Below are 21,990 nucleotides of genomic sequence, written 5' to 3'. Positions count from 1 at the left end.
GAAAAACCCGTTATCCGATCAATTTGCCCAGCGATTGGGCCGTGAAATCCACCATGGGGACTAGCCGCGCATAATTCAACCGCGTCGGGCCGATAACCCCCACCACGCCGACCACCCGGCCATCACGGTCGCGATAGGGCGAGGCGATCACCGAGGATCCGGACAGCGCGAACAGCCGGTTCTCTGCCCCGATGAAAATCCGTGTTGCATCGGCCGCGCGCGCCGAATCGAGCAGCTCGGCAACCGATTGCTTATTCTCCAGGTCGTCGAGCAACTGGCGCACCCTTTCGAGATCGTTCAAGGCCGCTTCATCAAGCAGGTTGGCCTGCCCGCGCACGATCAGCACCGGACGCTGCGCCGCGTCCTCACTCCACACCGCCAGTCCGCGCTCTACCAGGTCGCGGCTGACACCATCCAGCGCAGAGCGGCCCGACGCTACTTCCAATCGGATGGCCTTGAGCGCCTCGGGCAAAGTCCGACCTTCCAGATGGGCCGAAATATAATTGGAAGCTTGCTCCAGCACCGAGGCCGGTAGTCCCTGCGGCACAGCGATCACGCGGTTTTCGATACTCCCGTCGGCCCCGACCAGAATTGCCAGGGCTTGCCCAGAGGCGAGCGGGACAATCTGCAATTGCGCCAGTCGCGGCTCGCGCCGCGGCACCATGACGACTCCAGCCGCCGCGGACAATTCGGACAGCAGGGCGCTGGTCGCGGTCAGCGCCGCTTCGATCGGCCCGGGCTGGGCCAGGCGGCTTTCGATCGCGGCGCGTTCCTGCGCGGTCGGTTCGGCCACCTGCATCATCCCGTCGACGAACAGGCGCAGCCCTTGCTCGGTCGGCAGCCGACCGGCCGAGGTGTGCGGCGCGGCAAGCAAACCCAGGCCCTCCAGCTCGTGCAGGACCGAGCGGATCGATGCCGGCGAAAGGTTAAGTCCTCCTGCCCCGGCCAGGGTCTTCGAACCAACGGGCTGTCCGGACCCGAGATAGCCTTCGACCACGAGACGGAAAATCTCGCGGGCGCGGGTGTTGAGTTCGGTGATGGGCAGGCCAGACATTGCCGCTCAATTTAGGGCGCGGGCTTGCAGGCTCAAGCGGAATGCGCCTAACGCGGTGGAAACTTCCAAAGGAACCCCCATGCGACCTTCCGGCCGCGCGCCCGACGAGATGCGCGCTATCAGCTTCGAACCCCACTATACCAAGCACGCCGAAGGATCGGTGCTGGTCAGCTTTGGCCATACCAAGGTGATCTGCACCGCCTCGGTCGAAGAGCGGCTGCCGCCATGGCTGCGCGGCAAGGGCGAAGGCTGGGTTACGGCCGAATACTCGATGCTGCCGCGCGCCACCCATACCCGCGGCCAGCGCGAGGCGGCCAAGGGCAAGCAGAGCGGGCGGACCCAGGAAATCCAGCGCCTGATCGGGCGCAGTCTGCGTGCGGTCTGCGATCTCAAGAAGTTGGGAGAGCGCCAGATCACGCTCGACTGCGACGTGATCCAGGCCGATGGCGGCACCCGCACCGCCGCCATTTCCGGCGCCTGGGTGGCGCTGCGTATCGCCATCGACACCCTGATGAAGCAGGGCCTGATCGCCGAGGATCCGCTGCCCCGCAAGGTTGCCGCGGTCAGCTGCGGGATCTTCAAGGGCACCCCGGTGCTCGACCTCGACTACGACGAGGATTCGAGCGCGGACGCCGACGCCAACTTCGTCCTGATCGAGGGCGGCCAGATTGCCGAAGTCCAGGCCACCGCCGAAGGCGCGACCTATGACGAGGAGGCCCTGCTGCGCCTGCTGCGCCTCGCCCGGATCGGCTGCGAACGGATCTTCACGGCGCAAGGGGAAGCGGTGAAGTGACCCGGCGGCTCGGTTCCGAAACGCTGGTCATCGCTACGCACAACGCGGGCAAGCTCAAGGAGATTTCCGCCTTGCTTGCCCCGTTCGGGCTTAATTGCATTTCCGCCGGATCGCTCGGGCTTCCCGAACCGGCGGAGACCGGCAAGACCTTCGTCGAGAACGCCCTGATCAAGGCGCGGGCTGCGTCGGAAAGTTCCGGCCTGCCCGCGCTGGCCGACGATTCGGGGTTGTGCGTCACTGCGCTGGACGGGCGGCCCGGGGTCTACACCGCCGACTGGGCCCAGCGGCAGTGGTTCGAGGGGCCGGCGGGGCGCGACTGGTACATGGCGATGGGCAAGGTCGAAGGCCTGCTGTGCGAGCGCGGCGACGACGTCGACCGCTCAGGGCACTTCGCCTGCGTCCTGGCCATCGCCTGGCCCGACGGCGACAGCGCGGTCTACGAAGGCAAGGTTCACGGCAGCCTGACCTGGCCGCCGCGCGGGACCATGGGCTTCGGCTATGACCCGGTGTTCGTGCCGCAAGGCCGCGACCAGACCTTTGCCGAGATCGATCCGGACGAAAAGCACCGGACTAGCCACCGCGCCGATGCCTTCGCCAAGCTGGTCGCGGAGCAATTCGGCGGCTAGAACGCAGGCATGGCCCGCGCGCTGTACATCCACTGGCCGTTCTGCCTCGCAAAGTGCCCCTATTGCGACTTCAACAGCCATGTCCGCGACCGGGTCGACCACGCGCAGTGGGAAGCGGCGATGCTGGCCGACATGCGCCATGAAGCGACGATTGCAGGCGGCGAGCCGCTGGGCAGCGTATTCTTCGGCGGCGGCACTCCCTCGCTGATGCCCCCGGCGCTGGTTGCGCGGCTGCTGGAGGAAGCAGAGCGGCTGTGGGGCTTTGCCGAAGGCGTGGAGATCACGCTGGAGGGCAATCCCTCGTCGGTCGAAGCGGCCAACTATGCCGACTTGCGCCTGGCCGGGATCAACCGCGCCTCGCTCGGGCTGCAGGCGCTCGATAACGAGACCCTGCGCTTTCTGGGGCGACTCCATGACGCTGACGAAGGCCTGCGGGCACTCGCGGTGGCGCAGCGGGCCTTCGATCGGGTGTCGTTCGATCTGATCTACGCGCGGCCTGGGCAGACGGTGGCACAATGGCAGGCCGAGCTGGCTCGCGCCCTGGCATTCGGGACAGGGCACCTGTCGCTCTACCAATTGACGATCGAGCCGGGCACGCGCTTCGCGACCATGGTGCGCCAGCGCGAATTCGCACCGCTCGACGATGACGCCGCGGCCGACCTGTTTGCCGTGACCCAGGCCATGACCGCCGCCGCTGGCCTGCCCCGCTACGAAGTCAGCAACCACGCCCGTCACGGCGAGGAAAGCCGCCACAACCTGGCCTATTGGCGCTATCAGGACACCGCCGGGATCGGCCCCGGCGCTCATGCCCGCCGCGGCGGCATGGCCAGCGTGCGGCACAAGAAGCCCGAAAACTGGCTCGATGCCGTGGGAGAACGCGGCCACGGGATCAGCGAAGAGCGACCACTTGGCCTGGCAGAACAGGCCAGCGAGGCGCTGCTGATGGGACTGCGGCTCAGCGAGGGGATCGACCTTGCCGCGCTGGCGGCACGCTTTGCCCTGCCCGTGACCGCGCTGTGCGATCAGGCCAAGCTGGACTTCTACGCGGCGCAGGGCATGTGCTGGCAGCAGGGCTCGCGGATCGGGGTCAGCGAGGCAGGCATTCCGCTGCTCGACGGCTTGCTCGCCGAACTCGTCCCGGCCGGGCTGTTGGTGGCATGACCCGCGCCGATCTGCTGGGCACCTGGCACGATCACCTCGCGCTTGGACGGCGGCGCAGCCCGCATACGGTGCGCGCCTATGTCGCCACGGCGGCGCGGCTGCTCGACAGTTTGGAGCAGAGCGACTGGCCGGCGCTGGCCCGGATCGAAGCGGCGGGTCTGCGGGCACAGCTGGCGCGGCGCCGTGCCGAAGGACTGAGCAATGCCTCCGCCGCGCGCGAACTGTCGGCACTAAAGGCCTTTATCGCTTTCGCCCGCGAACAGGCCGGCATGCGCGATCCGGCACCGCCGCGGATGCGCGGTCCGCGGGTCAAGAAGGGCATTCCCCGCCCAGTCACCCCGGACGAGGCGGTCAATCTGGCTTTCACGGTCGAGGAGGATGCAGCGGAGCCGTGGATCGGTGCGCGCGACCGTGCCGTGTTGTTGTTGCTGTATGGCGCCGGGATGCGCATTGCCGAAGCCTTGTCATTGACCGGCGGAGCGCTTCCCCTGGGAGACGTGCTTGTTGTCACAGGCAAGGGCAGCAAACAGCGCGCTGTGCCGATCCTGCCATTGGTGCGCGATGCAGTTGCCGACTATGCCGCCAAGTGCCCGTGGCCGCTGGCCAGGGACGCCCCGCTGTTTCGCGGCGCCAAGGGCGGGCCGTTGACGCAAGGCGTGGTGCAAAAGGCGATGGCTGCCGCCCGCGTTGCGTTGGGCTTGCCTGCGAGCGCAACCCCGCATGCCTTGCGCCACTCTTTCGCCACTCATCTGCTTGGCGCCGGAGCGGATCTGCGCAGCCTGCAGGAATTGCTCGGTCACGCAAGCCTGGGTTCGACCCAGATCTATACCAAGGTCGACGCGGCAACGTTGCTTGACGTCTATCGCAACGCCCACCCGCGCGAGCAGTAAGGCTCAGTCGGGCTTCCAGGTCACGACCCGCCAAAGCCAACCGGCCACAGCAAGAAGGACAATGGCGACGATCACCGGCCCGATCAGGTGGTCCATTGTCTTGACATAATCGGCCAGCCAGTGGCCCCCAATGATCAGCAACGTGTTCCACACCGCTGCCCCGGCAAAGGTGAAGGCCAGGAACCGGCCGTGGCGCATGTGGGTCAGCCCCGCCGGCAATGAGATCAACGTGCGCAAAAACGGCGAAAAGCGCAGCGCGAAAACGATCCACTGCCCGTGCCGCTGGAAAAACCCGGTCGCCGCCTCGACATCGGCCCAGCGCACCGTCAGCCACCGCCCCCAGCGCCGCACCAGCGGCTCTAGCCGGCGATAGCCCAGCCGATCCCCCGCCAGAAACCACACGTAGTTGCCCAAGGTCGATCCAACCGTCCCGGCAATCAGCAGGGGCCAGAACGTCATGGTCCCGCGCGCCACGGCCACTCCGCCCAGCCCCATGATCACCTCTGACGGGATCGGCGGAAAGACGTTCTCAATGAACATCAGGGCGGCGATGCCCCAATAGCCGCCCTGCTCGATTAGCCTTATTATCCAGCCGTCCATCAGCGCTCAACCGATTGCGCGGCGTTCAGTTCCGCAGGGCGGACTGGCGGCGTTCGATCGCATCCCAGATCAGCGCCGGCGTATCGGTGCCGTTGAAGCGGTCGATCGCGACAATCCCGGTCGGCGAGGTCACGTTGATTTCAGTCAGCCACTTGCCGCCGATCACGTCGATCCCGACGAAGACCAGCCCGCGTGCCTTGAGCGCGGGACCGAGCGCGGCGCAGATCTCCTCTTCGCGCGGGGTCAGCGTGGTCGCCTCGGCATAGCCGCCCTGGGCCAGGTTGGAGCGGAACTCGCCCGCCCCGGGACGCCGGTTGATTGCCCCGGCCACTTCGCCGTCGACCAGGACGATACGCTTGTCGCCCTCGCTGATCTCTTCGAGAAACGGCTGGAACATGTGCGGTTCGACCCAGGCGTTATCGAACAGTTCGATCAGTGCCCCCAGGTTCGATCCGTCGGCGGGAATGCGGATCACCGCCTTGCCGCCGTTGCCGTGCAGCGGCTTCATCACCAGATCGCCGGGATGGCGGGCGTGGAAGGCGCGGACATCCTCGATCCGCCGCGCAATCAGCGTTGGCGGCATGTATTGCGCGAAATCGAGCACGAAGACCTTCTCGGGCGCATTGCGCACAGAGGCCGGATCGTTGACCACCAGGGTCTGCCCCTCAAGCCGCTCGAGCAGATGGGTGGCAGTGATATAGGACAGATCGAACGGCGGATCCTGCCGCATCAGGACGACATCGACGTCCTTGACCAGATCGATCTGGCGATAGTCCTCGCGCGCAAAATGATCGCCTTCGACCTTCTGTACCTTTGCAGGGGCAGCCCAAGCGGTCAGTCGACCACTTTCATAGGCCAGCGACTTGACGTCGTAATGCATCACGCTGTGCCCGCGCGCCTGCGCCGCCAGCATCAGGGCAAAGCTTGAATCGCCGGCGATATTGATCGTTTCCAGGGGGTCCATCTGGACCGCGACGCGCAGGGACATGGGGCAGGAAACTCCGGTTCAGGCAAGCGATGCGTTGACGATGTGGCGTGGCAGGCGCCCCGGCGCAAGCAGCAGAACGTCGATGCGGATGTCTTCGCCGTTGCGGGCATAGCGCGGTGCAACTGCCTGTGCGGCGTCAATCACCCGGCGCAGGCGGTAGGGATCGATCGCCTGATCAGCCTCTGCCGCGCTGGCGCGCCATTTGACTTCGACAAAGGCCACCGTGCGCCCGCGCCGCGCAATCAGGTCGATCTCGCCGCGCGGGGTCTTTACCCGGCGGGCGAGGACACGCCAGCCCTTGAGCCGCAGATACCATGCCGCCAGCACTTCGCCGCGCCGCCCCCGCGCCTCGCGTTCGGCCCGGGTGGTCACTTCAGTTCCAGCGCGCGGGCATAGAGCGCCTTGCGGTCCAGCCCGGTTAACCGCGCCACTTCGGCTGCAGCCTGCGATGCCTTGCTGGTCAGCAGCGCCGCGCGCAGCAGCGCGTCGGGATCCGCATCGTTGGCCTGCGCCAGCGGCGGAGCGATGACCAACACGATTTCACCCTTGGGCGGGTGCGCGGCGTAATGCGCAATCAGTTCATCGGGCGAACCGCTGCGGCATTCCTCGAACTTCTTGGTCAACTCGCGCGCGACCGCCACTTCGCGGCCCGGCAGGACTTCACCAATCGCTGCCAGCGCATCGGCCAGGCGCGGCGCGGTTTCGTAGAAGACCAGCGTTGCCGGAACCCCGCCAAGCTCGGTCAAAACATCGCGGCGCGCCTTGGCCTTATTCGGCAAGAACCCGGCGAACAGGAAGCGGTCGCTCGGCAGGCCCGACAGGGTCAAAGCAACAATCGCCGCGCTGGCCCCGGGCAAGCTGGTGATCGCAATGCCGCGCTCGCGCGCCGCCCGTACCAGTTTGAACCCCGGATCGGAAATAAGCGGCGTTCCCGCATCGCTGACCAGTGCGACCGGTTGCTCTGCGGCCAGCGCCAGCACGCCGTCGCGGGCGTTGTCGCTCGCGTGATCGTCATAGCGGATCATCCGCGCCTTGATCCCCAGGTGGTGGAGCAGCTTGCCGGTAACCCGGGTATCCTCGCAGGCTATCGCAGCCACGCCACGGAGTATCTCTGCCCCCCGCGACGTCATATCGCCCAGATTGCCAATCGGTGTCGCTACAATATAGAGACCGGGAGAGAGCGGCGCGTCCATCGGAGAACCCAATGGACCGCGCGGAGGAGAGCTACAAGCCATGTTCGAAGGTCGCATCGCCAGACGGCACCTGATTGCCGCAACCACTGCCCTGTTGCTTGCCGGGTGCAAAGTCATCCCGACCGGACCGAAGACGGCGCCCCCACCGGTCCCCGCCGACAATCTGCCCAGTGATCAGCAGCGCCACCGTATCGCGCTGCTGGTACCTTTGAGCGGGGCCAATGCCGGCGTAGGCCAGTCGATTGCCAATGCGACGACCATGGCTTTGCTCGATACAAATGCCAAATCGGTCCGCGTAACGTCCTACGATACGGCTGCCGGACCCGCGGCCGCAGCGAAAAAGGCCATTGCCGATGGCGCCCGCCTGATCCTTGGCCCCGTCCAGGCCGACGATGTCGCGCCGATCGCGGCGGTTGCTCGTGCCGCACGGGTGCCGATGATTTCCTACAGCAGCGATGAAGGCGTCGCGGCGCGCGATGTCTTCCAGATGGGCGTGTCGCCTTTGAACTCGATCACGCGCACGGTGCGCTATGCCCGCACCCGCGGGGCGCTGCGCTTTGGCATGCTGGCGCCCAACGGCGATTATGGCAGCCGCGCCGCCGCTGCTTTCACCTCTGCGGTCAAGGCCAGTGGCGGCACATTGGTCGCGAGTTCCACCTATGACCGGTCGAACACATCAGTCGTCAGCGCGGCGCAGCGGTTGCGCGGGCGCGGTTCGTTCGATGCGATCCTGATCGCCGATGGCACGCGCTTCGCCGTTCTGGCCGCGCCCAATTTGAAGGCGTCCGCGGCGGCTTCACCCCGCCTGCTCGGAACCGAGCTGTGGAGCGGGGAAAGCGCAGTCGCGAAGACCCCGGCGCTGCGCGGATCTTGGTTTGCCGCCGTTTCCGACGCGCGCTTCCGCCAGTTTGCCGACAGTTTCAAGTCGCGCTTTGGTTCTGCCCCTTATCGCACCGCAACGCTGGGCTATGACAGCGTGCTGCTGGCGGTAAGGGTCGCGCGTGACTGGAAGGTCGGCGCCCCCTTCCCCGCCGCCCGGCTGACCGACCGTGACGGCTTCCTTGGCCTTGACGGTCCTTTCCGCTTTGGTGCGAACGGTGCAATCGAACGGTCACTGGAAGTGCGCGAGGCACGGGCCGGAACGGTCAGCGTGGTCAGCGCCGCGCCCGACAAGTTCGCCGACTGACGATAACCCGAAGGCGGCGCTTGCGCGGCGGATTCGCTGCGGCCTATAGCCGTGACCATGTCCGAAGACCTGTTTGACAAGCTGCCTGCCAGCAGCGGCGATTCCTACGACGGCAGCGCGATCGAAGTCCTTGAGGGGCTGGAGCCCGTGCGCCGCCGCCCGGGCATGTATATCGGCGGCACCGACGAGCGCGCGCTGCATCACCTCGCCGCCGAAGTGCTCGACAACGCGATGGACGAAGCCGTCGCCGGCCACGCCAACCGCATCGAGGTCCTGCTGGAAGAGGTCGACGGCGCACCCGGGCGGCTGACCATCGTCGACAACGGCCGCGGCATCCCGGTCGATGAGCACCCGCGCTATCCGGGCAAGTCGGCGCTCGAAGTGATCCTCTCGACCTTGCATTCGGGCGGCAAGTTTTCGGGCAAGGCCTATGCCACCAGCGGCGGTCTCCACGGCGTCGGGATCAGCGTAGTCAACGCGCTTTCGACCCTGACCAGGATCGAAGTGGCACGCGACAAGCAACTCTATGCGCAGGAATTTTCGCGCGGTGAAACGCTTGGTCCGTTGCAGCATCTGGGTGGCACCCCCAACCGCCGCGGAACCAGCGTCAGCTTCGTTCCGGATACCGAAATCTTCGGCGAAGATGCCAAGTTCAAGCCGGCACGGCTGTTCAAGCTGGTCCGGTCAAAGGCCTACCTGTTCGCCGGGGTCGAAATCCGCTGGAAGTGCGCGCCCAGCCTGACAAGCGACGATGTACCGGCCGAGGCCGTATTCCAGTTCCCCGGCGGGTTGGCCGACCACCTCAGGGAACAGATCGGCGCGCGCGAATGCGTGACGACCCAGTTCTTTTCGGGTTCGCAGGACTTCCCCGGTGAGGAACAGGGCCGGGTCGAATGGGCGATCGCCTGGCCGCTGTGGTCCGACGGGGCCTACAGCTTCTACTGCAACACCATCCCCACCCCCGACGGCGGCACCCATGAGCAGGGCCTGCGCGCCGCGCTGACCAAGGGCATCCGCGGCTTTGCCGACCTGATCGGGCAGAAAAAAGCCAAGGACATCGCGCCCGAGGACGTGATCACCGGCAGCGAGATCATGCTCTCGGTCTTTGTCCGCGATCCCCAGTTTCAGAGCCAGACCAAGGACCGGCTGACTAGCCCCGAAGCGGCGCGCATGGTCGAGAACGCGGTACGCGACCACTTCGATCATTTCCTCGCCGACAACATGGAGCGCGGCAAGGCGTTGCTTGGCCATGTCATGGAGCGGATGGACGAGCGCTTGCGCCGCAAGGCCGAGCGTGAGGTCAAGCGCAAGACCGCGACCAACGCCCGCAAGCTGCGCCTGCCCGGCAAACTGACTGATTGCAGCGGCGAAGGCGATGCCGAAACCGAACTGTTCATCGTCGAGGGTGACAGCGCTGGCGGCAGCGCCAAGCAGGCGCGCGACCGCAAGAGCCAGGCGATCCTGCCGATCCGCGGCAAGATCCTCAACGTCGCCAGCGCCACCGCGGACAAGATCCGCGCCAACAGCGAAATCGCCGATCTCGGCCTCGCGCTGGGCTGCGGGATGCGCAAGGACTGCAACGCCGACAACCTGCGCTACGACCGCATCATCATCATGACCGACGCCGATGTCGACGGCGCGCATATCGCAACCCTGCTGATGACCTTCTTCTTCCAGGAGATGCCCGAGATCGTCCGCCGCGGGCACCTCTACCTGGCGCAGCCGCCGCTCTACCGCCTGACCGCGGGCAAGGAGAGCGCCTATGCCCGCGACGACGCGCACCGCGCCGAGCTGGAAGAGACGCTGTTCAAGGGCAAGAAGGTCGAGGTCGGCCGATTCAAGGGCCTTGGCGAGATGAACCCGCAGCAGCTGCGCGAAACCACCATGGACCCCAAGACCCGCGGACTGCTGCGCATCACCCTGCCTCCCGAATATGAAGGACGCGCCGCGGTGAAGGATCTGGTCGACAAGCTTATGGGCCGCGATCCGGCGCAACGCTTCATGTTCATTCAGAACCGTGCGGGCGAAATCGATCCCGAACTGATTGACGCCTAGGGGAAGGCGATGACCTCGGCGGCGTAGAGGTTCATCACAGATGCACCCTCCGCCATGGCTGTCAACGCCCGTACGAATGCCCCCGATTCGGACACCGCGAAGTGGGTCTTGACCGCGGCCATGTCGGCCCATTCCTCGACGAAGACGATGCGCTGCGGATTTTCCGCATCGACGTGGCAATTGTGGGCCACGCAGCCCGGCTCGGCGCGCGATCGGGCCGAGTGTTCGATGCCCAGCGCCAGCGCTTCGGCCATGTGCTCGGGACGGATGACGGCGCTGCCGGTGATGACGATCATCGCCGTTCACTAGCACCGATCCATTCATTGCGCAGACAGAAATCCATGTTACCTTATTACATGTAACTGGAGGGGAAATTCATGTCGCGATTGCCTTTTGTCCTCGCCGCGTCGCTCATTGCGCTGGCCGTTCCTGCTCAGGCCGAACCGGGCATTGCGATCACGATTTATTCCGACAACCAGGCGCTGTTGCAGGATACCCGCAGCGTGACCTTCACCGGTGAGCGCCAGAGGGTCGAATTCAAGAATGTCTCCGCACAGATCCGGCCTGAAACCGCTACGCTCAACTCGGCTGGAATGAGCATCTTTGAGCAAAACTTCGATTACGACCTGCTCAGCCCGGCCAAGATCATGGAAAACGCGGTCGGCCAGACGATCACGCTGGTTCGCACCAACCCGGCAACGGGCGCGGAGACGCGCGAACAGGCGGTGGTGCTGGCGGCCAATGGCGGCGTGGTGCTGCAGATCGGCAACCGCATCGAGGTGCTGCGCGACGACGGGCTGCCTGTGCGGGTGATCTTCGACAAGGTCCCGCCCAACATGCGCGCCGATCCGACCCTGTCGATGACGTTGCAGGCACCGGCCGGCACCCGCGAAGCATCGCTGCGCTACCTTACCCCCGGCCTGGGCTGGCGCGCCGACTACGTCGCGTTGTTCGACGAGGGCAAGGAGCAGATCGACGTCCAGGGCTGGGTAACCCTGACCAACAATTCAGGCGTCAACTACAACAACGCCGACACCGTGCTGGTCGCTGGTACCCCGCGGCTGATCGGCCAGGGCGGCTATGGCGGCCAATCCGGCATGGGCACGATGATCGAGGCCGGCACCGAAAGCGGCACCCGCGGGCGGCTGGGCGACTATTACCTTTACCCGCTGGCCGAGCGGACCACGATTGCCAACATGCAGACCAAGCAGGTCAGCTTCCTCGACGTCAAGAATGCGCCGGCGACGCATGGCTATGAAGTCCACTTTGCCTGGATGCAGAACTCGACCGTGCCACTCAACGTCAAGACGATGTACCAGTTCAGCACTTCGGCAAAAGGCGGCCTCGGCGACCAACTGCCGGCCGGGATCGTGCGCTTCTATCTGCGTGATTCGCAAGGTTCGCCGCAGTTCATCGGGGAACATGCAATCGCCAACACCCCGATGGGATCGCGGCTGTCGATCAACACCGGCGATGCCTTCGACGTGAAGGTGCAGCCGATCATGGACAGCCGCACCCGGCTCAGCTCCAGCCGCTGGAAGACCGCAATGCGGTATATCCTGACCAATGCGCTGCCCAAGCCGGTAAAGGTCCAGGTGGTGCAGGACGGACTGTGGGGCGACACCCGTATTGCCGAGCAAAGCCAGCAGACGGTGTGGCGCGATGCCGATCGTGCCGCCTGGCTGGTCGAGGTGCCTGCCAACGGCAAGACCGAGCTGACCGCGACTTTCGACACCCGGTACTGAGCCTCCGGTGCGCCATGCCGCCGCCTTGCTGATGGGACTTGCCGCCCTGCCCGCTGCGGCAGCGGCGCAGGAAGCGACCGCATCCGATCCCGCCGATGTTTCGGCTACGATCTACCGCGATCCCAACCGCAATGGCGGCACGCTGCAGCTTGGTCATCTCGGCGGGTTTGCTGTGGTGACCGAAACTCGCCGAGTAACCCTGCCCGCGGGCCGCGCGAAACTTCGCTTCGTCGGAGTGGTCGATGGGATCATCCCCGAAAGCGCGATCGTCTCCGGCCTGCCCGGCGGGGTGATCGAAAAGAACCGCGATGCCGCGCTGCTTTCGCCGGCATCACTGATGCGCGCGGTGCAAGGCAAACAGGTCCAGCTGAAACGCACTTACCGGACCACGGGCAAGACCCAGCTTGTTGCGGCGCGCGTGATTTCGGCAAGCGAAGATGGCGTGGTCTTCGATACTGTGGCCGGCAAGGAAGCCTTGCGTTGTTCGGGCCTGGCTGAAACCTTTGGCTACGGCGTCGACACGGCGGGCCTGTCGGCACGGCCGGTGTTGTCGGTCCAGACCCGCACAGCCAAGCCAATCACCACCGAGGTCAAGCTGACCTACCTGGCGCAAGGCTTTGACTGGAGCGCCAGCTATACCGCCCAGGTAGATCCCGCCGCCAAAACGATGGACGTCGGCGGATGGATCACGCTGGCCAACGGTAATTCAGTCGGTCTGGAAAATGCCCAGGTGCAGATCGTCGCCGGAGGTCTGCGCCGTGAAGCGTGGCGAAGGCTGGTCGATGGATCGGCGCGCGCAGTAGCGCGTTGCTGGCCGATGCAGCGCACGCATCAGGTGCCGCGCAAACCTGACCGACCATATGAGCTCGTCCGGCCATATGAAGAACAACGCGAGCAGTTGGAAGAAAGGTTGTTGAAGTCCGAAGCGATGGACATCGTCGTTACCGGTTCGATGCGCCGGTCGGATGCGCCCGCACCGATGATGGCGGCCGCACCTCCACCGCCTCCGCCACCACCGCCCGAGCAGCTCGGCGACCTCAAACTCTATCGCATACCCCACCGCACCACGGTGGCGGCAATGCAGATGAAGCAGACCAGGCTGGTCGAAAATCCCGGCGTGGATTTCGAACGGATCTATCGCCTGACCTATGATGCGATGGACCCCGGCGTTTCGGACAACCTTGAAGACAAGGTGGGCACGGATTGGGAAACCCGCACGCCCGTTGCCTTGCTGCGCACGAAGAACGACAAGGCGCACAAACTCGGCCTGCCGCTGCCGTCCGGGGCTTTCGTGATATCGCAGGATCAGGGCGCGCGGACCATGGTGCTGGGTCAGCCCAGCCTGCGCGACACCGCCGAGGACGAAAAGGTCGAGCTTGCGCTTGGTCCAGCGCCCGATGTGACCATCGAACGGCGAACCCGATCGCGCGGCAAGCGCTATCAGAAGCAGGAAATCCGGCTGAGTAACGCTGGACCGGAATCGGTGCACCTCGAGCTGCAATTCAATGCGTGGGGATCGATTATCCTCGATGACGCCGATGGCACCTTGATCAAGCAGGATGGCTTGCCCACCTTCAAGCTCGAGCTGCCGGCGAACAGCAAGCAGACACTGCACTATACCGTGCGCTGGCAATAGCGGCATGCGCGAATCGGGCCGCGCCGCAGCAATGCTTGCGCCGCGCCGCCTGCTCCCTTATCGACTTAACCGGACAGTTAAATGAATCGGGGAGCATCAATGCGTTTCGAAGGCACCAGCGACTATGTCGCGACTGACGACTTGAAGGTGGCGGTCAACGCCGCGGTGTTGCTGCGGCGCCCCTTGCTGGTCAAGGGTGAGCCAGGCACCGGCAAGACCGTGCTGGCACACGAGATCGCCAAGGCAGTCGGTGCGCCGCTGATCGAATGGCACGTCAAGTCGACCACCAAGGCCCAGCAGGGGCTTTACGAGTATGATGCGGTCGCCCGCCTACGCGACGGCCAGCTGGGCGACGAGCGGGTCCACGACATTTCGAACTACATCAAGAAGGGCAAGCTCTGGGAAGCCTTCACCTCGCCCCAGCTTCCCGTTCTGCTGATCGACGAGATCGACAAGGCCGACATCGAGTTTCCCAACGACCTGCTGCAAGAGCTCGATCGGATGAGCTTCGATGTTTACGAAACCAAGGAGCGGATCACCGCTGCGGAACGCCCGATCGTGGTCATCACCTCGAACAATGAGAAGGAACTGCCCGACGCGTTCCTGCGCCGCTGCTTCTTCCACTACATCAAGTTCCCCGATCGCGAGACGATGCAGGCGATCATCGACGTCCATTTCCCCGGGATCCAGAAGGCACTGGTGAGCAAGGCGATGGACGTGTTCTATGACGTCCGCGAAGTCCCGGGTCTGAAGAAGAAGCCGTCGACCTCGGAACTGCTCGACTGGCTGAAGCTGCTGCTCAACGAGGACATGCCGCTCGACGTGCTGCAGAACAAGGACCCCACAAAGGCGATCCCGCCGCTGCACGGCGCGTTGCTCAAGAACGAGCAAGATGTGATGCTGTTCGAAAAGCTGGCTTTCATGGCGCGGCGGCAGAACTGATCGATGCGGCTGGGCAATCATCCCCTGACCGCGCTGCTGTTCGCAACGACGGTAGCGGTACTGGCATTGATGCAGAGCTACTTTCCAACTGTGTTGGCAATTCCTTTGCCCGGAAGCAACATCCGGCCGGTCCTGCTGCTCGAAATGGCGTCACAGCCGCAGCATCTGATCCATATTTTCGGCCCGACTGACGATCCCCTTCGGCCCGCGCGCATTTCCGGGATGAACACCGGCAACGCGATCGATTACCTTTTGATGGTGTCCTATGCGCTGCTGACGCTCAGTTTCTTTTTCGGCATCGCGCAGGAACTTGGCAGCAACATCTGGCGTTTGTTCGGGTGGCTTGGGGTCATCGCTGCATTGGCTGACGCCACGGAAAATTGGCTGATGTTCCGCATGGTCGCTCACATCGCCGATCCTTCGGCTGAAATGGCGGTGCTGCCCTACCCCGTCTGGATCAAGTTCGGCTTGCTTGCGCTGACCTGCGGCGCAGCGGCATGGGCCTTTGTCGGGTTGCGCCGCTGGGCCCTTGCAGCGCTGAGCCTTCCCGCCATTGTCATGCTAATCCCCGGCTTTCTCGATCCGCTTCACGTCGCCCCTATGGCGACCGCGCTGATCGGTCTGGGCTGGCTGGCCATGGCGCTCCATGCTGTGTCGCGTTGGTGGTCAAGCCGCCGGACGGCGCGGCCTGCCGCGTGACCGGGGCGGGCGAGGCACGTTCACCGAATCCCGCCCACACCCGCTTTGCCGCTGTCCGCGCGCGGCTCGAGCGCTATGAACCGCGGCCCGGCTGGAGTGCCTGGCTTTATGAATTCCTGCTGTTCGGTTTCAAGCAAGGGTGGGCCTGCCTGTTCGGCGGGCTGATGCTGGCGATGTTGCTGGCGACCCACCTGTTTTACCCGCCCGCGGCGCCGCTGGCGCGCTATGATTTCCTGACCATCGGTGCGGTCCTGATCCAGGCTGGAATGCTCGCCTTCCGGCTTGAGACCTGGAACGAGGCCAAGGTCATTCTTGCCTTCCACGTGGTCGGCACGGTGATGGAACTGTTCAAGACCAGTGCCGGGTCGTGGCTCTATCCCGAACCCAGCCTGCTGCGGATCGGCGGTGTGCCGCTGTTTTCCGGGTTCATGTACGCCGCGGTCGGCAGCTATATCGCGCGGGTCTGGCGGATCTTCGATTTCCGCTTTTCCAGCTTTCCCAGCCCGGCTCTGGCGGGTTTGCTGGCAGCGGCGATCTACATCAACTTCTTCGCGCACCATTGGCTGCCCGACGTGCGACTGGCCTTGTTCGCCGCGCTGGCCCTGCTGTTTTGGCGGACCCGGGTGTGGTTCCGGGTCTGGCGCGCAGACCGCTGGATGCCGCTGCTGGTGGGCTGGCTGCTGGTCGCGCTGTTCATCTGGTTTGCCGAGAATATCGGCACGTTCAGCCGCGCCTGGCTTTATCCCGCGCAAAAGCATGGCTGGGCCATGGTCAGCCCGGCCAAGCTGGGTGCGTGGTATCTGCTGATGTACATCTCGTTCATCCTGGTCGCTGCTGTGCATCGGCCCCGTGACAAGGACGACAAGCCTAACTGACCGCAAAGCAGGCAATGCCCGCAGCGAACGCCGTGAATGTAAGCACGACCCTGGACATGAGGCTCCGAACGGGATGGGGTTAGCTGACCGCTATCCGACGGGCGCGATCCGGCCAACGATTCATTGCCGATCGCGCGCAAGGAAATCGGCACTCTTGCCCTTGTCCCCGCCCCCGGTTCGATTTAATCAGGTGATTAAGAGCAAGGAGCAGCTGCGTGTTTTTCAATTTCGTCGACGAATTGCGCAGCGCGGGGATCAAGGCCAGCTTCAAGGAGCACCTGATGCTGCTCGAAGCGCTCGACAAGGATGTGATCGAGCAAACGCCCGAGCAGTTCTACTACCTGTCGCGCGCGGTCTTCGTGAAGGACGAAGGCCTGCTCGACCGCTTCGACCAGGTCTTCAACAAGGTCTTCAAGGGTCTGCTCAGCGATTACGGCCAGAACCCGGTCGACATCCCCGAGGATTGGCTCAAGGCCGTTGCAGAGAAATTCCTGACTCCCGAGGAAATGGCCGCAATCGAGAAGCTTGGCAGCTGGGACGAGATCATGGAGACGCTGAAAAAGCGGCTCGAAGAACAGCAGAAGCGTCACGAAGGCGGGAACAAATGGGTCGGCACTGGCGGCACCAGCCCGTTTGGCAACAACGGCTACAATCCCGAAGGCGTGCGCATCGGCGGCGAAGGCAAGCACAAGCGCGCGCTCAAGGTTTGGGAAAAGCGCGAGTTCCAGAACCTCGACAACACGCGCGAGTTGGGCACCCGCAACATCAAGATCGCATTGCGCCGCCTGCGCCGCTTTGCCCGCGAGGGATCACCCGACGAGCTGGACCTTGAAGGCACGATCGAAGGCACCGCACGGCAGGGCTGGCTTGACATCCGGATGCGGCCGGAGCGCCACAACGCGGTCAAGCTTCTGCTGTTCCTGGACGTCGGCGGATCGATGGACCCGTTCATCAAGCTGGTCGAAGAGCTGTTCAGCGCCGCGACCACCGAGTTCAAGAACCTTGAGTTCTTCTATTTCCACAACTGCCTCTACGAAGGCGTTTGGAAGGACAACAAGCGCCGCTGGAGCGAGCGAACCAACACCTGGGACATCCTCCACAAGTACGGTCACGACTACAAGGTTGTCTTCGTCGGCGACGCGGCGATGAGCCCCTATGAGATCACCCATCCCGGCGGCTCGGTCGAGCATTTCAACGAGGAAGCCGGGACTGAGTGGCTCAAGCGCGTGGCCCATGTCTATCCTGCGACGGTGTGGATCAATCCGGTGCCGGAAAAGCAGTGGGGCTATTCGCAATCGACCAAGATGATCAAGGAACTGGTCGGCGGTTCGATGTTCCCGCTGACGCTGCAGGGCCTTGACGACGCCATGCGCGAACTGACCCGCAAGAAGCACTGACGGTCGGCGTCGGGTGGATTGGCGATTCTGGCCAGCCCACAGTGTGCACAGGCAACCAGGTCATAGCCGCTTGTCCCGAACGACGGACAGGTCCGCGCTTCTCCGCATTGATGGCAGCCGGTCAGGCTGACCAGCTGACATTGTTTGGCGGACGAGTGCCCAGGTATGCTGTCGGTTACCGCAGCGCTGCTTGCCGCGGCTCAAGAAATCCTGACCTTGCGCCCTGCGACACTGCTGCCACATAGCATCCATGACCCAGCGACTTCCCGCCCTGTTCCTTGGCCACGGTTCACCGATGACCACCATATCCGATGTGCCCGAGCGCCGCGCCTGGGCTGCACTTGGCCAGACCCTGCCCCGTCCAGAAGCGATCCTGGTGATCAGCGCGCATTGGGAAACCCGGGGCAGGATCCACCTTTCGGCCGGTGACGCGCCGCGTACGATCCATGACTTTGGCGGATTTCCGGCCGAGCTTTACACTGTGCAGTATCCCGCACCGGGATCGGCCGCCCTGATCGACCGGATCGAGGCACTGCTTGGCGAAGACCGCATCGAGCGTGACGAAAGCTGGGGCTTTGACCACGGCGCCTGGGGCGTCGTGCTGCCGATGTTTCCACAGGCCGACATTCCCATGGTCGAGATGAGCCTGGACCGCGCAATGGATCCTGCGGCTCTCCTGGAACTGGGCCGCTCCCTTGCCCCGCTTCGCGATGAAGGTGTGCTGATAATCGGCAGCGGCAACATCGTCCACAACCTGCGCCTTTGGCGGCAGTTTGCCGGAACCCGTCCCGACTGGGCCGTGTCGTTTCAAGACCGGATCAATGACGCCGTGCGCAATGGCGACAATTATGCGCTGACTGCGTTTGCGCCAGACGACCGGGCGGCGGCCGACGCCATCAACAGCGCTGAACATTACCTGCCGCTGCTGCCCATCGTCGGAGCGCGTTTGCCGGGCGACGACGTTGGCGTGTTCAACGACAGCGTTGACGGCGCGCTGTCGATGACAAGCTATCTGGTCGGCGATACGGCCTTGCTTCCCCGCGCCGCCTAGGCGTTGCGATCAAGCTCGCCGGGCAAGCGCGGGCGCAGCAGCCAGAACAGCAGCGCCGGCACCAGGCCAAGCAATGCTGCGCCGTAAAGCACATAGCGCACCGATTCCTCTCCGAAGCCGGGCTTGATCCAGTCGGACAGCATTCCAAAAAACAACGGCCCCATGCCCAGCCCGATCAGATTCTGGCCCAGCAGTAAAAGCGCGCTGGCCATGGCCCGATGACGCGGCGCAACCAAGCCTTGCACCGAAGAGAACACGGGGCCGTAATACAGCGAATTGAGCACGGTGGGCACCAACAGCAGGGCCAGCGACATCCGCCAGTCCGAGGCCAGGTAGGACGATATGGCCATCGGCACCGCAACGGCCATGCCGATGGCTGGCGCCAGCACCAAATTACGCCGGTCCTTGCTGGCCAACCGGTCAGCCAGCCAACCGCCCAACCAGGTGCCCAGGATACCGGCAACGCCGCCGCCGATTCCGAACCACAGGCCAACCTCGCCAGGGGTCAACCCGTGGGTCCTCTGGAAGAAGATCGTGGTCCATGTCCCTTTGCCGTAAGACAGGAAAGAGCACGCCGATGCGGCCGCCAGCATCAGCACGAACGTTGGCCGCGCCAGCAGAATGCGCATCGATGCCAGCATGCCTTCCGCCGTTACGCCCTCAGGCAGCGGCCGCGCCAAGCGGTCGCGATCCTTGACCAGGAAGATGACGAACACGGACATGATGATCCCCGGCGCCCCGACGAACAGAAAGGCGTGACGCCAGCCCAGCACATCGGACAGATATCCACCGATCACCATGCCCAGCAGCGATCCGATCGGAATGCCCAAGGCGTAGAAGGCCATGGCACCGGATCGACGCTCGGCAGGAACACGATCGGCAATCAGCGAGTGCGCTGCGGGTGTACACCCCGCCTCGCCCACGCCGACGCCAATGCGGGCCATGAGCAGTTGCACGAAATTCTGCGCCAGCCCGCACAGCGCGGTCATGCCCGACCACACCACCAGTGCCAGCGCAATCAGCCGCCCGCGGTCAGTGCTTGGCCGATCGGCATAACGCGCGATCGGCAGGCCCAGCAGCGTGTAGAACAGGGCAAAGGCCAGGCCGGTCATAAGGCCGATCTGAGTGTCGCTGAGCCCCAGATCCTTGCGTATGGGCTCGGCCAGAATGTTGACGATCTGGCGGTCAAGAAAGTTGAACACATAGACCACCAGCAAGGTGATCAACATGATCCGAACCGCTTTGGGATCATGCGCGGTTTGCGCGCCTGTGCTCATGCCTTCTCCCTTGATGGCGATATCCGCCGTTCTGTCCTTGATCGAACATCACGGGCGCCAACAATGTCGTCAAGTGGGGGCAGGCGGGAATGCGATCAGTAGAGCAGGAACGGTGATACAACTTCGGCCCAGGCGGCTTCGTCTGCGCCAGCCGCCGCCTCGAGATCCACTGGCGCGCTGTCCGGATCGTCGACCCATTCGCGCAAGGCCGGGCCGCCGTTGATCACATCGATCGCCAAGCGATTGAATTCGTACTCGTACGGAAAATCCCGCCAGATCTCATATTCCGGATAAAGCCGCCGGATCGCCTTGAAGGCCAGCGCCTGCAGCCGCCAGGGGCGGAAGGCGTGATGATCGTAGAACGTGCCTTCGGCATGGATCATCAGGCCATTGCACAGCGCGCCGGCGTGCTTGTGGAAGGTCGGGGTGAACCAGCATTCGCGCAGCGCGCAGCCATCGAGCCATTGCGGCGCAAATTTGCGCATGTCCGCAAGGACGGCCTTGGCATCGATGTCGGGGGCACCGAACAGCACTTCCAGCGGGCGGGTCGTGCCGCGCCCTTCGGACAACGTCGCCCCTTCCAGCATCACCGTCCCGGCATAGGCGCGGGCCATGTTGATACTGGCGGCATTGGGGCTGGGATTGATCCAGATGCGGCTTTCGGGCCAGCCGAACCCCGCGCCATCGGGTTGCCAACCCTCCATCGCGATCACGCGGTAGTCGACGTCGAGCTTGAAGTGCTGAATGAACCAGTGGCCCATTTCGCCCAGGGTCAGCCCGTGACGCATCGGCATCGGCCCCGCCCCGACAAAGCTTTCCTGCCCTGGCAGCAATGTCGTTCCTTCGATCGGTCGTCCCGCGGGATTGGGCCGATCCAGCACCCACACCGCCTTGCCGGTGCCGTGCGCGGCTTCCAGCAGGTAGAGCAGCGTGGTGACGAAGGTGTAGATCCGGCAGCCCAGATCCTGCAGGTCGAACAGGAACACGTCGGCGGTGCTCATCATCTGCCCGCTGGGGCGCCGCACTTCGCCATAAAGGCTGAAAATCGGGATCTTGTAGGTTTGATCGAGTTCATCCGCGGTCTCGACCATGTTGTCCTGCTTGTCACCCTTGAGCCCATGCTGCGGGCCGAAGGCCGACGTGACATTGAGCCCTGCCGCGATCAGCGCGTCGAGCGAATGGGTCAGGTCTGCCGTCACGCTGGCCGGATGCGCCACCAGCGCGACACGCTTGCCTTCAAGCGGGCGGCGCAAAGCAGGGTCGGCCAGCAGCCGATCGATGCCGAACGCAACTGTCACGCGTCCAGCTCCAGCGCGCGGCATTCGCCGGCATGAAACTCGGGCGCGCCGGGGCGGAAAGCCAAGGCCCAGAACCGGTTGACGCCGTCGGCGTCCTCGATGATCGCGTTGAGCGCGACGGTTGCGGGCAAAGGCAAATCGCTGCGGATATCGGCGGTCAGGCGCAGTTCGGTGGCAGATACCGCGACGGCCACGTCCACCTCGGCCGGGGCGTCGCGCATGCCTTCGCGAAAGGCATCGAAATCATAACAGGCCCAGCGGGTCGACGGGGAGAGATTGAACTCGCGATAGCTGATGCCGTCGTGACTCCAGAAGATCTCGAAGCAGGTCGTCTTCCACAGGTCGTCAAATCGGCCCGGTTCGGCAATTGGCGGAACTGCGATACTGCCCACATCGCCGCGCGCAACGAATGTGGCGCGGCAACCGTCCGGGGTGGGTTCAATCGCGGCTTCGATGCTGTGGATCGAACCGGGCGCACAATCGGGATGGAGGACAAGCGGGGTCATGCCACGCCTATTGCCTGC

22 protein-coding genes are annotated in these 21,990 nt (G+C 64.4%); 13 read left to right on the top strand and 9 right to left on the bottom strand.

What is annotated here, in order from left to right:
* Positions 1 to 10: 10 nt before the first annotated feature.
* Positions 11 to 1,054: a heat-inducible transcriptional repressor HrcA gene (gene hrcA, locus ACFFF7_RS06925; protein WP_379480645.1), complete on the bottom strand. Its 1,044-nt coding sequence runs from the start codon at positions 1,052 to 1,054 to the stop codon at positions 11 to 13.
* 79 nt (positions 1,055 to 1,133) lie between these two features.
* Between hrcA and rph the strand changes: the two genes are divergently transcribed.
* From rph to ACFFF7_RS06905, 4 genes are read left to right on the top strand one after another with little or no spacing between them, the layout of a single operon-like run.
* A complete protein-coding gene (gene rph / locus ACFFF7_RS06920; protein WP_379480644.1) occupies positions 1,134 to 1,847 on the top strand; it encodes a ribonuclease PH in 714 nt (237 codons plus the stop codon).
* Positions 1,844 to 2,473 carry an RdgB/HAM1 family non-canonical purine NTP pyrophosphatase gene (gene rdgB, locus ACFFF7_RS06915; RefSeq protein ID WP_379480643.1) on the top strand — a complete coding sequence of 210 codons (630 nt, stop codon included), beginning with the start codon at positions 1,844 to 1,846 and terminating at the stop codon, positions 2,471 to 2,473. The genes rph and rdgB overlap by 4 nt, the downstream gene beginning before the upstream one ends.
* A gap of 9 nt (positions 2,474 to 2,482) precedes the next feature.
* Positions 2,483 to 3,634 carry a radical SAM family heme chaperone HemW gene (hemW, locus tag ACFFF7_RS06910; RefSeq protein ID WP_379480642.1) on the top strand — a complete coding sequence of 384 codons (1,152 nt, stop codon included), beginning with the start codon at positions 2,483 to 2,485 and terminating at the stop codon, positions 3,632 to 3,634.
* The gene (locus tag ACFFF7_RS06905) at positions 3,631 to 4,524 is read left to right on the top strand and encodes a tyrosine recombinase XerC (RefSeq protein WP_379480641.1); all 894 of its coding nucleotides are present in this window, start codon (positions 3,631 to 3,633) and stop codon (positions 4,522 to 4,524) included. The genes hemW and ACFFF7_RS06905 overlap by 4 nt, the downstream gene beginning before the upstream one ends.
* Positions 4,525 to 4,527: 3 nt before the next feature.
* Here ACFFF7_RS06905 and ACFFF7_RS06900 read toward each other — a convergent pair whose 3' ends face one another.
* From ACFFF7_RS06900 to rsmI, 4 genes are read right to left on the bottom strand one after another with little or no spacing between them, the layout of a single operon-like run.
* A complete protein-coding gene (locus ACFFF7_RS06900) occupies positions 4,528 to 5,124 on the bottom strand; it encodes a DedA family protein (RefSeq protein WP_379480640.1) in 597 nt (198 codons plus the stop codon).
* Between the two features lie 25 nt (positions 5,125 to 5,149).
* Positions 5,150 to 6,112 (bottom strand): glutathione synthase, encoded by a 963-nt coding sequence (gene gshB, locus ACFFF7_RS06895; RefSeq protein WP_379480639.1) that lies wholly within the window; start codon positions 6,110 to 6,112, stop codon positions 5,150 to 5,152.
* Positions 6,113 to 6,130: 18 nt separating this feature from the next.
* Positions 6,131 to 6,484: a YraN family protein gene (locus tag ACFFF7_RS06890; RefSeq protein ID WP_379480638.1), complete on the bottom strand. Its 354-nt coding sequence runs from the start codon at positions 6,482 to 6,484 to the stop codon at positions 6,131 to 6,133.
* Positions 6,481 to 7,305 carry a 16S rRNA (cytidine(1402)-2'-O)-methyltransferase gene (gene rsmI / locus ACFFF7_RS06885; protein WP_379480637.1) on the bottom strand — a complete coding sequence of 275 codons (825 nt, stop codon included), beginning with the start codon at positions 7,303 to 7,305 and terminating at the stop codon, positions 6,481 to 6,483. Before rsmI ends, ACFFF7_RS06890 begins: the two co-directional genes overlap by 4 nt.
* A gap of 40 nt (positions 7,306 to 7,345) precedes the next feature.
* Here rsmI and ACFFF7_RS06880 point away from each other — a divergent pair, with 40 nt between their 5' ends.
* Positions 7,346 to 8,491, top strand: a complete 1,146-nt coding sequence (locus ACFFF7_RS06880; RefSeq protein WP_379480636.1) for a penicillin-binding protein activator — start codon at positions 7,346 to 7,348, stop codon at positions 8,489 to 8,491.
* 57 nt (positions 8,492 to 8,548) lie between these two features.
* Complete coding sequence (gene parE / locus ACFFF7_RS06875) at positions 8,549 to 10,546, top strand: DNA topoisomerase IV subunit B (protein ID WP_379480635.1); 1,998 nt, start codon at positions 8,549 to 8,551, stop codon at positions 10,544 to 10,546.
* On the opposite strand, the gene ACFFF7_RS06870 is transcribed toward parE, so the two are convergent.
* Positions 10,543 to 10,842 carry a putative quinol monooxygenase gene (locus tag ACFFF7_RS06870; RefSeq protein WP_379480634.1) on the bottom strand — a complete coding sequence of 100 codons (300 nt, stop codon included), beginning with the start codon at positions 10,840 to 10,842 and terminating at the stop codon, positions 10,543 to 10,545. The genes parE and ACFFF7_RS06870 overlap by 4 nt on opposite strands.
* Positions 10,843 to 10,923: 81 nt before the next feature.
* Between ACFFF7_RS06870 and ACFFF7_RS06865 the strand changes: the two genes are divergently transcribed.
* The 7 genes from ACFFF7_RS06865 (at position 10,924) to ygiD (ending at position 18,891) form a co-directional block, all read left to right on the top strand.
* On the top strand, positions 10,924 to 12,291 hold the full coding sequence (locus tag ACFFF7_RS06865; RefSeq protein WP_379480633.1) for a DUF4139 domain-containing protein: 1,368 nt from the start codon (positions 10,924 to 10,926) through the stop codon (positions 12,289 to 12,291).
* A gap of 7 nt (positions 12,292 to 12,298) precedes the next feature.
* Positions 12,299 to 13,927: a DUF4139 domain-containing protein gene (locus ACFFF7_RS06860; RefSeq protein WP_379480632.1), complete on the top strand. Its 1,629-nt coding sequence runs from the start codon at positions 12,299 to 12,301 to the stop codon at positions 13,925 to 13,927.
* 99 nt (positions 13,928 to 14,026) lie between these two features.
* Complete coding sequence (locus ACFFF7_RS06855) at positions 14,027 to 14,869, top strand: AAA family ATPase (protein ID WP_379480631.1); 843 nt, start codon at positions 14,027 to 14,029, stop codon at positions 14,867 to 14,869.
* 3 nt (positions 14,870 to 14,872) lie between these two features.
* Positions 14,873 to 15,568: a hypothetical protein gene (locus ACFFF7_RS06850; RefSeq protein ID WP_379480630.1), complete on the top strand. Its 696-nt coding sequence runs from the start codon at positions 14,873 to 14,875 to the stop codon at positions 15,566 to 15,568.
* A complete protein-coding gene (locus ACFFF7_RS06845; RefSeq protein WP_379480937.1) occupies positions 15,565 to 16,443 on the top strand; it encodes a DUF817 domain-containing protein in 879 nt (292 codons plus the stop codon). The genes ACFFF7_RS06850 and ACFFF7_RS06845 overlap by 4 nt, the downstream gene beginning before the upstream one ends.
* A 215-nt stretch (positions 16,444 to 16,658) precedes the next feature.
* On the top strand, positions 16,659 to 17,840 hold the full coding sequence (locus ACFFF7_RS06840) for a vWA domain-containing protein (RefSeq protein WP_379480629.1): 1,182 nt from the start codon (positions 16,659 to 16,661) through the stop codon (positions 17,838 to 17,840).
* A gap of 250 nt (positions 17,841 to 18,090) precedes the next feature.
* Positions 18,091 to 18,891, top strand: a complete 801-nt coding sequence (ygiD, locus tag ACFFF7_RS06835; RefSeq protein WP_379480628.1) for a 4,5-DOPA-extradiol-dioxygenase — start codon at positions 18,091 to 18,093, stop codon at positions 18,889 to 18,891.
* Here ygiD and ACFFF7_RS06830 read toward each other — a convergent pair.
* The 3 genes from ACFFF7_RS06830 to ACFFF7_RS06820 all read right to left on the bottom strand — a co-directional run bounded on the left by ACFFF7_RS06830 (position 18,888) and on the right by ACFFF7_RS06820 (position 21,972).
* Positions 18,888 to 20,168, bottom strand: coding sequence for a spinster family MFS transporter (locus ACFFF7_RS06830; RefSeq protein WP_379480627.1), 1,281 nt, complete (start codon positions 20,166 to 20,168; stop codon positions 18,888 to 18,890). The genes ygiD and ACFFF7_RS06830 overlap by 4 nt on opposite strands.
* A 95-nt stretch (positions 20,169 to 20,263) precedes the next feature.
* Complete coding sequence (locus tag ACFFF7_RS06825) at positions 20,264 to 21,466, bottom strand: exo-beta-N-acetylmuramidase NamZ family protein (RefSeq protein ID WP_379480626.1); 1,203 nt, start codon at positions 21,464 to 21,466, stop codon at positions 20,264 to 20,266.
* On the bottom strand, positions 21,463 to 21,972 hold the full coding sequence (locus ACFFF7_RS06820) for a DOMON domain-containing protein (RefSeq protein WP_379480625.1): 510 nt from the start codon (positions 21,970 to 21,972) through the stop codon (positions 21,463 to 21,465). The genes ACFFF7_RS06825 and ACFFF7_RS06820 overlap by 4 nt, the downstream gene beginning before the upstream one ends.
* Between the last annotated feature and the right edge of the window lie 18 nt (positions 21,973 to 21,990).

The sequence above is a fragment of the Novosphingobium aquiterrae genome, from assembly GCF_042434435.1.
GTDB lineage: Bacteria > Pseudomonadota > Alphaproteobacteria > Sphingomonadales > Sphingomonadaceae > Novosphingobium > Novosphingobium aquiterrae.
Note: the sequence above shows the minus strand (reverse complement) of the source record. Positions and strands in the feature narration are given on the sequence as shown.

Excerpts from the sequence above, each read along its gene's own strand:
- ACFFF7_RS06880 (WP_379480636.1), top strand. The coding sequence starts at position 7,346 with ATGTTCGAAGGTCGCATCGCCAGACGGCACCTGATTGCCGCAACCACT.
- ACFFF7_RS06865 (WP_379480633.1), top strand. The coding sequence starts at position 10,924 with ATGTCGCGATTGCCTTTTGTCCTCGCCGCGTCGCTCATTGCGCTGGCC.
- ACFFF7_RS06855 (WP_379480631.1), top strand. The coding sequence starts at position 14,027 with ATGCGTTTCGAAGGCACCAGCGACTATGTCGCGACTGACGACTTGAAG.
- ACFFF7_RS06870 (WP_379480634.1), bottom strand. The coding sequence starts at position 10,842 with ATGATCGTCATCACCGGCAGCGCCGTCATCCGTCCCGAGCACATGGCC.
- ACFFF7_RS06900 (WP_379480640.1), bottom strand. The coding sequence starts at position 5,124 with ATGGACGGCTGGATAATAAGGCTAATCGAGCAGGGCGGCTATTGGGGC.
- hemW (WP_379480642.1), top strand. The coding sequence starts at position 2,483 with ATGGCCCGCGCGCTGTACATCCACTGGCCGTTCTGCCTCGCAAAGTGC.
- ygiD (WP_379480628.1), top strand. The coding sequence starts at position 18,091 with ATGACCCAGCGACTTCCCGCCCTGTTCCTTGGCCACGGTTCACCGATG.
- ACFFF7_RS06820 (WP_379480625.1), bottom strand. The coding sequence starts at position 21,972 with ATGACCCCGCTTGTCCTCCATCCCGATTGTGCGCCCGGTTCGATCCAC.
- parE (WP_379480635.1), top strand. The coding sequence starts at position 8,549 with ATGTCCGAAGACCTGTTTGACAAGCTGCCTGCCAGCAGCGGCGATTCC.
- ACFFF7_RS06905 (WP_379480641.1), top strand. The coding sequence starts at position 3,631 with ATGACCCGCGCCGATCTGCTGGGCACCTGGCACGATCACCTCGCGCTT.
- rph (WP_379480644.1), top strand. The coding sequence starts at position 1,134 with ATGCGACCTTCCGGCCGCGCGCCCGACGAGATGCGCGCTATCAGCTTC.
- ACFFF7_RS06850 (WP_379480630.1), top strand. The coding sequence starts at position 14,873 with ATGCGGCTGGGCAATCATCCCCTGACCGCGCTGCTGTTCGCAACGACG.
- hrcA (WP_379480645.1), bottom strand. The coding sequence starts at position 1,054 with ATGTCTGGCCTGCCCATCACCGAACTCAACACCCGCGCCCGCGAGATT.
- ACFFF7_RS06830 (WP_379480627.1), bottom strand. The coding sequence starts at position 20,168 with ATGAGCACAGGCGCGCAAACCGCGCATGATCCCAAAGCGGTTCGGATC.
- gshB (WP_379480639.1), bottom strand. The coding sequence starts at position 6,112 with ATGTCCCTGCGCGTCGCGGTCCAGATGGACCCCCTGGAAACGATCAAT.
- rsmI (WP_379480637.1), bottom strand. The coding sequence starts at position 7,305 with ATGGACGCGCCGCTCTCTCCCGGTCTCTATATTGTAGCGACACCGATT.